General features: G+C 65.6%; 11 protein-coding genes and 1 riboswitch. Of the genes, 2 read left to right on the forward strand and 9 right to left on the reverse strand.

Annotated features, from left to right (window positions below; genetic code table 11):
* The 3 genes from RHBS_RS18085 to RHBS_RS18095 form a co-directional block, all read right to left on the reverse strand.
* A partial coding sequence (locus RHBS_RS18085) for an ArsA-related P-loop ATPase (protein ID WP_145977541.1) occupies nt 1–583 on the reverse strand: 583 nt, incomplete at its 3' end.
* 29 nt (nt 584–612) lie between these two features.
* Nucleotides 613–1,047, reverse strand: a complete 435-nt coding sequence (locus RHBS_RS18090; protein WP_121869600.1) for an SRPBCC family protein — start codon at nt 1,045–1,047, stop codon at nt 613–615.
* Nucleotides 1,048–1,180: 133 nt separating this feature from the next.
* Nucleotides 1,181–1,573 (reverse strand): polyketide cyclase / dehydrase and lipid transport, encoded by a 393-nt coding sequence (locus tag RHBS_RS18095; RefSeq protein ID WP_128646168.1) that lies wholly within the window; start codon nt 1,571–1,573, stop codon nt 1,181–1,183.
* Nucleotides 1,574–1,777: 204 nt separating this feature from the next.
* Here RHBS_RS18095 and RHBS_RS18100 point away from each other — a divergent pair, with 204 nt between their 5' ends.
* Nucleotides 1,778–3,583, forward strand: coding sequence for a long-chain fatty acid--CoA ligase (locus RHBS_RS18100; RefSeq protein ID WP_121869599.1), 1,806 nt, complete (start codon nt 1,778–1,780; stop codon nt 3,581–3,583).
* Nucleotides 3,584–3,608: 25 nt separating this feature from the next.
* On the opposite strand, the gene RHBS_RS18105 is transcribed toward RHBS_RS18100, so the two are convergent.
* The 6 genes from RHBS_RS18105 to RHBS_RS18125 form a co-directional block, all read right to left on the reverse strand.
* Complete coding sequence (locus tag RHBS_RS18105) at nt 3,609–4,733, reverse strand: glycosyltransferase family 4 protein (RefSeq protein WP_121869598.1); 1,125 nt, start codon at nt 4,731–4,733, stop codon at nt 3,609–3,611.
* Between the two features lie 23 nt (nt 4,734–4,756).
* Complete coding sequence (locus RHBS_RS30860; protein WP_237669374.1) at nt 4,757–5,278, reverse strand: basic secretory family protein; 522 nt, start codon at nt 5,276–5,278, stop codon at nt 4,757–4,759.
* Nucleotides 5,279–5,310: 32 nt separating this feature from the next.
* Nucleotides 5,311–6,117, reverse strand: coding sequence for a hypothetical protein (locus RHBS_RS30865; protein ID WP_237669376.1), 807 nt, complete (start codon nt 6,115–6,117; stop codon nt 5,311–5,313).
* Nucleotides 6,118–6,148: 31 nt separating this feature from the next.
* Nucleotides 6,149–7,201, reverse strand: a complete 1,053-nt coding sequence (locus RHBS_RS18115) for an NlpC/P60 family protein (protein ID WP_374700629.1) — start codon at nt 7,199–7,201, stop codon at nt 6,149–6,151.
* A 290-nt stretch (nt 7,202–7,491) separates the two neighbouring features.
* Nucleotides 7,492–8,070 carry a C40 family peptidase gene (locus tag RHBS_RS31610; RefSeq protein ID WP_272913873.1) on the reverse strand — a complete coding sequence of 193 codons (579 nt, stop codon included), beginning with the start codon at nt 8,068–8,070 and terminating at the stop codon, nt 7,492–7,494.
* 18 nt (nt 8,071–8,088) lie between these two features.
* Nucleotides 8,089–8,250: riboswitch (cyclic di-AMP (ydaO/yuaA leader) on the reverse strand.
* Between the two features lie 115 nt (nt 8,251–8,365).
* Complete coding sequence (locus RHBS_RS18125; RefSeq protein ID WP_121869595.1) at nt 8,366–8,647, reverse strand: hypothetical protein; 282 nt, start codon at nt 8,645–8,647, stop codon at nt 8,366–8,368.
* A 147-nt stretch (nt 8,648–8,794) separates the two neighbouring features.
* Here RHBS_RS18125 and RHBS_RS18130 point away from each other — a divergent pair.
* On the forward strand, nt 8,795–10,281 hold a 1,487-nt coding region (locus tag RHBS_RS18130; RefSeq protein WP_128646169.1), incomplete at its 3' end, for a DEDD exonuclease domain-containing protein.

The raw sequence follows: 10,281 nt of genomic DNA on the forward strand, positions 1-10,281 counted from the left end.
CGGAGTCGACCTGCGCGAGGATTCGCTCGATCATCGCCACCACGAAGGTCAGACGTACATCGGAACCGGTGCCGGCGACCATCCGGGCGTGCAGAGGCCAGATCCGCTCGACGTACGCGGCGACGGTATCGGGCAACTGCAGCGTTCGCAGGGCATCCGCCGACGCGGGAAGGTCGACTATCACTGTGTCCCAGCGATTCTCGTCGGCAAGACAGCAGATCTCGTGCATTCCGAGCAGCTCTTCGACTCCGGGCAGACCGAGCAGCTCCTCCGGTTCGATGGCTCCGAAGCTCACCCCGTGCTCGTGTCCCGCGGACGCCACGGCCATCAACGAGCCCAGCCCCCGGTACCGCGCTTCGAGCAACGTCAACGTGTCGATCTCGACGATGTCGAGGCCGGGCGCGATCGAACGAACACCGGACGGATCCACGGCCTCGGCGTCCCCCGCGAATGCATCGGCGAGCGAGTGCGCCTGGTCGACGGAGGCGATCAGTACCCGTTCACCGGCCTGGGCCAGTCGCAGCCCGGACGCAGCCGCCAGCGTCGTCTTACCCGCGCCACCTTTGCCGAGGAACAGCAACACCGTGGTGCGGGCTTCGGTGCGAGCTTCGCTCAGCCTTCGACCCGCTTCTTCAATTCCTTGAGCGCGGTGTCGGTGATGACCTTCTCTGCCTTGCGCTTGAACAGACCGATCATCGGGATGTTCAGGTCGACGGTGAGCTCGTACGTCACGTCGGTGCCGCTGCCGGTCTCCTTCAACGAGTACGAGCCGTTCTGCGACTTCTGCATCTCACCCGATACGAGGTTCCACGAGACCGAATTGCCGTCGGCAGCCCAGTCGTACTCGAGCTCGTAGGTGTCCTTCACCATTCCTGCGTCCAGCACGAACTTGACGCGCTTGCCGCGGCCGTCCGCACCGACCTCGAGGACCTCGACGGATTTCGCGGCCGACACCCACGTGGGGTACGCGTCGAAATCGGCGATGACGTCCATGACCCGGCTCGGTGGGGCTTCGACGACGATCGACCTCTGGGTTTTCTCCGCCATGACTACTGGTCCGCTTCCTCTCGGGTACATCGATCAGCTCGGTTCGCTTCGGTGCCGTCGAACTCGCGCAGGCCTATCTCACACGATCGGTCCGCCGACGCACAACGCGAACCGGCCGACCGTACCGCGCGGTTCATTCGCGAGTCGAAGTCGACGCTACGTGGTGGGGTGCCTCACCTGCCGACCGACCGGCCTCGAGCTCTCGTTTGAGCTCGAATGTCATCGCACGTCCGGCCACCCGCCGGGCGTGCTGATGCGCCGCGACGTCGGCGTCTCCGGTGGGTTCGGCGTGCAGGAAGTAATGCACGATCACACCGTCCAGCGCAGGCTCGAGCCAGAGTTCCATCGTTCCGACGACACCGCCGCGCACTGCCCAGCGGATCCCCTTCTCACCCCGGTCCTCGGTGACGGTCAGATTCAGATCGGGCCACCATCGACGCCAGCGCTCGGGCGAGGCGAACGCGTGCGCCACCCGCTCGCCGGGGGCGGCCACGAACGTCTGATCCGCAACTTGAATACTGCTCATCGACAGAGCTTCACATATCGGGTCCCCGGCCGTGCGCGTCCCCTCTTCTCGGGGTCGTTCCTGCAGGCTCCACTCCGGTCTTTTCCGAGTCGTTCCTGCAGGCTCCACTCCGGGTGTATTCGAACGCCCCGAACCCGGGTCTAGAGTATCTGTGAAGCCGAGCTATCGACTTTCGTTCTCCCCGTTCTATCCGGAGGTAATCCCGTGCGCGAGTTCACCGTCGCCGCCAAATACGACATCGCGGACACCGACTCGGCTGTCGATACCGTCTTCGTCCGCGCCCGCAACTCACCGAACGCGACAGTGTTCCGCCGCCAGGTCGGTGGGCAGTGGCTCGACGTCACCGCCGCCGAGTTCGAGCAACTGGTGGTGGGAGTGGCACAGGGCCTGATCGCCGCCGGCATCGAGCAGGGCGATCGCGTCGCTCTGATGTCGTCGACGCGATTCGAGTGGTCGGTTCTCGACTACGCGATCTGGGCCGCGGGCGGCGTGACGGTACCGATCTACGAGACGTCCTCGGCCGGGCAGGTGGAGTGGATTCTCGAAGACGCCGAGCCGGTCCTGCTGATCCTCGAGAACGACGCACACGTGCAGGAGACGAAGGACGTTGTGGCAGCTGCCCCGTCGGTCCGCACGACGTTCGTCATCGAGAACACATCAGGCACGGACGCAGTGCAGGCGCTGATCGACGGCGGTGCTGCGGTCTCCGAAGACCAGGTGCATCAACGTGTTTCAGCACTCGCCTCTTCGGACCCGGCAACCCTGATCTACACCTCGGGAACCACCGGTCGCCCCAAGGGCGTCCAACTCACCCATGCCAATCTGCTCGCCGAATCACTCGGGATTCGCGAGACCTCACTGAAATCACTGATGAGGCAGGGCCGTAGCACGCTGATGTTCCTTCCGCTCGCGCATGTTCTCGCGCGCGCGGTGAGCATCGCGTCGTTCGACGCCGGAGTCACTCTCGGCCACACCAACGACATCCCGAACCTCGTCGCGACGTTCGGCACGTTCCAGCCGGACTTCATCCTCTCGGTTCCGCGAGTGTTCGAGAAGGTCTTCAACACCGCAAAGCAGAAGGCGCACGCAGACGGCAAGGGAAAGATCTTCGACCTCGCCACCGAATGCGCAGTGGCATGGAGTGAAGCCCAGGACACCGGCGGACCGGGAATCGTGTTGCGCGCCAAGCACACCGTGTTCGACAAGTTGGTCTACGGCAAACTTCGGGCAGCGCTCGGCGGCAAGTGCGAACTCGCCATCTCCGGCGGAGCGCCTCTCGGTTCCCGTCTGGGCCACTTCTACCGGGGCATCGGCGTGACGATCTACGAGGGCTACGGGCTCACCGAAACCACCGCGGCGTTCGCGGTCAACACCATCGGATTCCAGCGCGTGGGCAGCGTCGGGCGCCCCTTGCCCGGTAACACCGTGCGTATCGCCAAGGACGGAGAGATCCAACTCCGCGGACCGGTCGTGTTCGACGGCTATTGGCGCAACGAGGTCGCGACCGCCGAGTCGCTGGACGACGGTTGGTTCCGCACCGGCGATCTCGGTTCCGTCGACGACGACGGATACATCACCATCTCGGGTCGCAAGAAGGAACTGATCGTCACCGCAGGCGGAAAGAACGTCTCACCGGCCGGACTGGAAGACCAGTTGCGGGCGGGCGCGCTGATCAGCCAGGCAGTCGTCGTGGGCGATCAGAAGCCCTTCATCGGCGCGCTCATCACCCTGGATCCGGATGCGTTCGATCGCTGGAAGTCCTCCCACGGCAAGGCCGCCGACGCCACCGCAGCGGATCTGCAGACCGACCCCGAACTCGTCGCGGAGATCGACGCCGCCGTCGCCGACGCGAACAAGTCCGTCTCGCATGCAGAGTCGATCAAGAAATATCGACTTCTCCCCCACGACTTCTCGGAGGAGAACGGCGAGCTGACTCCCACCATGAAGCTCAAGCGCAACGTCATCACCGCGGCCTACGCCGACGAGATCGAATCGATCTACGCCCGGTAGGTGCACCGCATCGCGGTGACGAACGTCAGATCAGCGACCGCAGCTTCTCGGTCAGCACGTCCCAGCGCCATTCCGCGTCCACCCATGCGCGGCCGGCGTTGCCCATCTGCGTGGCCAGCGTGCGGTCGGAGAGGATCTTCACGATCGCGTCGGTGATGTCCGAAACCGACGTACCGTCGACGACGAGGCCGGTCTTGTTGTGCTGCACCGCTTCCGGCGCACCCCCGGACATGCCGGCAACGACGGGTACACCGCAGGAAGACGCTTCGAGGTAGACGATGCCGAGACCTTCGACATCAAGGCCTGCGCCTCGGGTTCGGCTCGGCATCGCGAACACGTCGGCGATGGTGTGGTGGGCGGCGAGCTCCGCCGACGGCACGGTGCCGGTGAACACCACGTGTTGCTCCATCCCGGTGGATCCAACGAGCTCGCGCAGAGTCTTCTCGTACGGCCCGCCGCCGACGATCACCAGAACCGCGCCGTCGACGGCTCGGCGGATCCCCGGGAGCGCCCGGATCAGGAAATCCTGACCCTTGCGCGGAACGAGCCGGGACAGGCACAGAATTGTGGGGCGATCACCGAGGCCGTAGCGCGCGCGTAGTTCCGCTCGCGCGGCGTCGTCGGGCACGAAGCGATCGGTATCGACACCGGGCGGCAGATGTTCGAGGGCGGCAGACCGACCGAACGCCGAGCTGAAGCGCCCCCGGGTGTACTTGCTGACGTAGGTCACCACGTCGGTGTTCTCGCCGATCGTGCGCAGGGTCGCCCGCCCGCCCGGCACCATCGACCAACCGACCTCGTGACCGTGTGTACTCGCGACGATGCGGTCGGCCCCGGCCTTGCGCAGGTACGACGACATCACCGCCAACGGAGCCGAGGCACCGAACCACACCGAATCGCAGCCTCGGGACTTCAGGATTCGAGCCGCACGACGCGCAACGAGCGGCGTCGGCAACATCAGTGTCGTCGGATGCCTGATCACCTCGAAGGGCTGCCTGGCGTCGAACTTCTCGTGCGAGTCGCCACGCCACCGAGGTGCGTACACGACCAGCTCGTCGGCCGGCAGTTGCGAGGCGAAGCTGTGCAGATAGGACTGGATACCACCCGGGCGAGGAGGAAAGTCGTTCGTCACGAGCAGAGTACGACGCATGGCGTCAACCGTAGCGCCCCGTCTCAGCGGGCCTGGAGAGCCACCCAGTCGCCCCACGCGGCGACGAATTGCGCCCGGCTCATCCCCAACACCGACGCGAAGGCAGCGTCGGTGTTGCTCTCGGACGCGAGCGCTTCGTACAGAGTGCGCAGCGTCGACTCCCCGAACCGATCGGCCACGAATGCGAACACCGACCACGCCGATTCGTAGGCCACACTCGACCTGGCACCCCCGGCACCGAAATCCTCGTTCTTCGGCAGCACCGTCGGCGGCCCACCGGCCGCCACGATCGCCGCGAGAGTGGGCGCGAGTTGCGCGAACTCGGCACCGGAATTTCGGTACCCGGAATAGTCTGCGAACCCCTCCGACACCCACAACTCCGTACCGTCGGACGTCTGCGCCCTCGCCGCCACATGGGTCAACTCGTGTCGCAGAACCGAGCGCACGGTGAACGGCGTCAACCGCGACGCGGCGTCAGGACCGAACACCACCCGCTGACCCGTCGGACGGGAGCCGTCGCCCGCAACCGCGTCGGACACCGTCACCGCGGCCACGTCGGTTGACGGATCGGACCCCGTCAGATCGGCGAACTCCTGCGCGGAGGATGCGACGAAAACCAGCCGTCGCGCGCCCAGTCGTCTCCCCAGAAATCGGTGACGGCCGCGATTGCCGACGGAAGTTCGGCCGCGAGGCTCTCGACGAACTGCTCGCGGTCCGGATGTCCTATGACCACCGATGTCCCGGCCGCAGTGGGCACCGAACGAACGGTCAAAGGACCGAAATCCCACGGCCCACGCCAGGTGTGGCGGCGGTACTCGGTCAGGTCCGCATCGTCGACCAGCCGCCATCGACCGTCCCGCTCGGCGACGACGAGTGAGACCGGCCGACGCGTCGGCGATGCGTCCGGCCCGGTGACCGCGTACCGCAGATACACAGAGGGTGCCCAGACATCGGTGGCATCCAGCGCCTCGGCGATCGGCGGCGGAACCGGAGTTTCGGGCTCGTCACCCAGGTCGTAGCCGAACTCGGAGAAGGGGACGCCCGGCACCACTGCAGCCCGGCGCACCTGCGCCTCCACGAAGTCGGGGTCGGCCTGCGGATCCATCGATTCACGCAGTGCATCGAGATCGCCGGAGCGAACCGCACGCGCCCACTGGTCGAGGAGAACGGTCACATCGGCACGGCGCTGCTGATCGTAGGTCGGCGGGTCCGGAGCGACTGTCACGTCGGCGGTCCCTGCGCTGGACGTGCCGTCGAATCGGTGAATCAGGACGACCGAGACGGCGACGACCACGACGACCACGACGACCACGACGGCAAGCCAGCGCAACCGTGACGATCGGAGGAGAACATGCAACCCGGATGGCCGGTTCGAGGCGCTCATGCCACCATTCGTCGATCGTCGAGACACACCCTCAGTATCGACGTGCCCCGTAGTACGGGAACGATGCCATCGACTGCACCTTCACGGGAACACCGAACGTGGAGGCATGCAGCACGTTGCCGTTTCCGGCGTAGATGCCGACGTGTGAGATGTCCGGATAGAACAGGACGACGTCACCCGGCTGCAGATCCTTCTGATCCACCGGAGTTCCGCCTGCTGCCTGCGCCTGGCTCGACCGCGGCAACGTCTTGCCCACCTGCTTGTACGCCCAGACGACCAAACCGGAGCAGTCGAAGCCATCCGGGCCGGTTGCGCCCCAGACGTACGGCTTGCCGATCTGCGTCAGGCCGGCCTGCAACGCGCTGGCCCCCGATCCTGGCGTCAGGTTCTGCAGAATCGTCGAGGGGTCGAAGCCGTCGGGCAGGGCCGAACCGGCCAGAGCCAGTTGCTCCGAGGACGAGAGCGCACTGTAGGCGGCCATGACCTCGGCTATCTGACCCTGCAGCTCGCTCTGTTTGGCCTGAAGGTCGTCGCTGACGGCCTTGGCCTGTTCTGCGGCGACGCGTGCCTGGTCTGCGGCCGTCGTTGCGGCCTGCTCGGCCGTCACTGCATCCGAGCTCGCCTGCTTGAATCGAGCGACCTGGTCTGCGGTCTCCGCAGAGATGACGTCCAGTGCCGACATCTGGTCGAGCAACTGCTGTGGCGAGTCGCTGACCATGACGGCGAACAGTCGGTTGGTCCGCGCACCCTGATAGTTGACGTTGGCAACCTTGTCCATGGCCGGCTTGAGCTGCGCCAACTGCGCTTGCGCTGCGTCCAGGGCTGCACGGCTCTGGTCGACGGCGACCTGTGCGTCGAGCTGCTGCTGGTTCTTGGCGTCGAGATCGATCTGAGCATTGTGCAGAGATTCGGTGGTCTGCTCGGACTGGCGAGAAAGCTCGGCGAGCTCGGTCTGCGCGTCGGACGCGGAGTCGAATCCCGGCTGTGCGGTCGCCGGCGTCATCGGCACCACGGCCATGCATGCGGTCAGTGCGACAGCAACCGCCGAATTGCGGGCAAGCCGCAACACACGGTAGATCTCGATATCGCCACGGAAAGCGACTCTCCGTCCTCACACATGTCACCTCGTCCGAGGCAACGGTTTGAAAAGTAGACCGAAAACGAACCATACCCATGCTCTTACTGGCGGGGACGTGAACACGGTCCGAAATCGATGGGGGTTCTAGGTGACAGGTCACAAAGTAAACATCGACCAGGTCTCGATCAGATTACGAACTGGATGCTTCCCTGTCCACCGGACCGGCGTGTCGCGCGGTCCGTGTCCGGATACGAGAACAGGGCCGAGCCGATACACGGCTCGACCCTGTCGGTCGATCACAGCTGACGTCGGTCGCTCGAATCAGTAACGGCGAGCACCGTCGAACGGCATCGAGCAAGCGGAGCAACCTTGACCGGCACACCGGACGTGGATGCATGCACGACATTGCCGTTGCCGACGTAGATGCCGAGTGCGAGCCGTCGTAGAACGAGACGACGTCGCCGGGGGGCCAGGCTGTCGCGCGAGACCGGGGTGCCCGCGGCCGCCTGGTCGTAGCTCGTACGGGGCAGGCTGATGCCGGCCTGCTTGTACGCCCACTGAACGAGGCCCGAGCAGTCGAACGAATCCGGACCCGAAGCGCCGTACACGTACGGTGCTCCGATCTTGGATTCTGCGGCCTGAACGGCCTTCGCTGCCGGGGTGACCTGCGGTGCCAACGGCGCACCCGGTGCAGGCGCACCCGGAATGTTGAGGGGAGGGAGGCCCGGGATGTCAGGAATCTCGAAGGTTCCGACGCCGGGAATGGTGAGGGGGGCCGCCATTGCGGGTGCAGCGGGAAGGATGACCACGCCTGCCGTGAGCGCTCCGGCTACGAGGACTCGCCGCAATGATCGGTTGGAAAGTTGTGACGCCACGAAAGATGGTGCTCCGTTTCTTCCTATCGTCCGCCGACCGAGTTAGCTGACGGGTTCGGGCTGGGAAGAGCAGCCCTACCCACCGGCCACCGTGTGGTGGCTCAGCGGGATTCACCCCAGTAGATATCGGGTTCCCGGTACGAACACTCTCGCGAGTGAACGATTAGGCGGTGACTTGCGACGCCACTCCGGTTTGGATTGGCGAGACTCCGCAAGGTCTCAGGAAGGTTACGAAATGGCATACCCCCGTGTCGACCCCAACTCGCCGAGGCGAGCAAATTCGGCTCGATTCTCGCTAGCCGGCGCGCTGATCTCCCGGTGTGTCACGAGTCGATAACAACGGAACCTCGGCGGTGCCGCCGTCGTTCACCACGAGCTTGAGGGTCGGCACGAGACCGACATCGGCGAGCACACCCATGGCACCGAGTTCTTCCTGCTCGAGAGTGATACGAGACGGCGGTCCGACCCACCGCCCGTCCGATCTCGACGGCATCCCCGGAGCCCCCAGAAGCACCGTCACGACGCAGTCCGCGCAGGCGATGTCACGGACCAGGCAGTCACTGCAGTCGATGATCATTGTGATCCTTGTCTCTTTGCGGTTTCCGGCGGCCGAATCGACCGACGAAGTGAAAGATAACGTCGGGCACCGACAGGTTTCGTGACACGACGACGTTCGAGGGCGCGATGCGCGATCTTGTCGGAGGTCGGCCCTAACGTCGTCCCGGTGAGCCTGCCCATCCAGCTGACGTTCGACGAACTCGATACCCCGCTGCACGAGACCACGTTCGTCGTCGTCGACCTCGAGACCACCGGCGGCAGCGCAGACACCGAGGCCATCACCGAAATCGGGGCAGTCAAGGTTCGAGGCGGCGAAATTCTCGCTGAGTTCGCCACGCTGATCGACCCGGGCAGGTCCATCCCGCCGTACATCGTGGAGCTGACCGGCATCACATCGGCGATGCTCATCGGCGCGCCGCGCATCGAGCGGGTGCTCCCCGGTTTCCTCGAATTCGCCCGAGGTTCGGTGCTGGTGGCACACAACGCCGGCTTCGACACGGGATTTCTCAGGGCCGCCGCCAGTCGTCTCGACATTGCGTGGCCACGGTTTCAGGTGCTGTGCACGGTCAAGCTGGCTCGTCGAGTTCTGACCCGCGACGAAGCCCCGTCGGTGAAGCTGTCCGCACTCTCGACTCTGTTCCGATCCGGCACCAGGCCGACCCACCGCGCACTCGACGACGCCCGGGCGACCGTCGACGTCTTGCACGGCCTCATCGAACGGGTGGGCAATCAGGGGGTTCACAGCTACGCCGAGTTGGTCGACTACCTACCCGCGGTGTCGGCCGGCCAGCGCGCCAAACGCGGGCTGGCCGCTCATCTTCCCGGTACGCCCGGCGTCTATCTGTTCCGCGGCCCGTCCGACGAGGTCCTGTACGTCGGTACGTCCAACAACCTCAAACGACGCGTGCGCAACTACTTCACCGGCTCGGAGACGAGAGGCCGGATGAAGGAGATGGTCGCACTGGCCACTCGCGTCGACCACGTCGAGTGTGCGCACGCGCTCGAGGCCGGGGTCCGCGAGCTACGCCTGCTCTCGGCGCACGTTCCGCCGTACAACCGCCGCTCGAAGTTCCCTCGGAAGGGGTGGTGGATCACGCTGACCGACGAGGCGTTCCCTCGCCTGTCGATCGTTCGCACACCGGCACCGAACAGTCTCGGACCGTTCTCGGTTCGCGGCGACGCCGCAGAGGCCGCGGCGCTCGTCGCGGAGTTCTGCCGCCTACGAACGTGTACACGCCGTCTGGCTCGCTCGGTCCGTCACGGTGACCACTGCCCGGCAACCGACGTCGGAGGCTGCCCTGCGGCTCTGTCCGGCCCGTTGACGGCCGACGAGTACTCGGATGCCCCGACGCAGTTTCTCGCGCTCGTGTGCGGTCAGGACGACGCCGTTCTCTATTCCATGCGCCGCCGCGTCGCCGAGCTCGCGGACAAGGAGCTGTACGAGACGGCTGCTCGTCTGCGCGATCGAATCGCGATCACCGTCGATGCACTGCGCAGGATGCACCGATCGGCAGCGGTGGCCGCCATTGCCGAACTCGTTGCGGCGAAGCGGACGGCCGACGGCGGGTGGGAGTTGATCGTGGTGCGCTTCGGCCGTCTGGCCGGCGCTGCGTCGCACCGCGCGGGGTGCATCCGATGCCCCGTTGTCGACGC

Source organism: Rhodococcus sp. BS-15, from assembly GCF_000813105.1.
Lineage (GTDB): Bacteria > Actinomycetota > Actinomycetes > Mycobacteriales > Mycobacteriaceae > Rhodococcoides.

Bases quoted from the DNA above. Each gene is read 5' to 3' on its own strand.
- RHBS_RS30865 (WP_237669376.1), bottom strand. From the start codon at position 6,117: ATGAGCGCCTCGAACCGGCCATCCGGGTTGCATGTTCTCCTCCGATCG.
- RHBS_RS18105 (WP_121869598.1), bottom strand. From the start codon at position 4,733: ATGCGTCGTACTCTGCTCGTGACGAACGACTTTCCTCCTCGCCCGGGT.
- RHBS_RS18095 (WP_128646168.1), bottom strand. From the start codon at position 1,573: ATGAGCAGTATTCAAGTTGCGGATCAGACGTTCGTGGCCGCCCCCGGC.
- RHBS_RS18125 (WP_121869595.1), bottom strand. From the start codon at position 8,647: ATGATCATCGACTGCAGTGACTGCCTGGTCCGTGACATCGCCTGCGCG.
- RHBS_RS18090 (WP_121869600.1), bottom strand. From the start codon at position 1,047: ATGGCGGAGAAAACCCAGAGGTCGATCGTCGTCGAAGCCCCACCGAGC.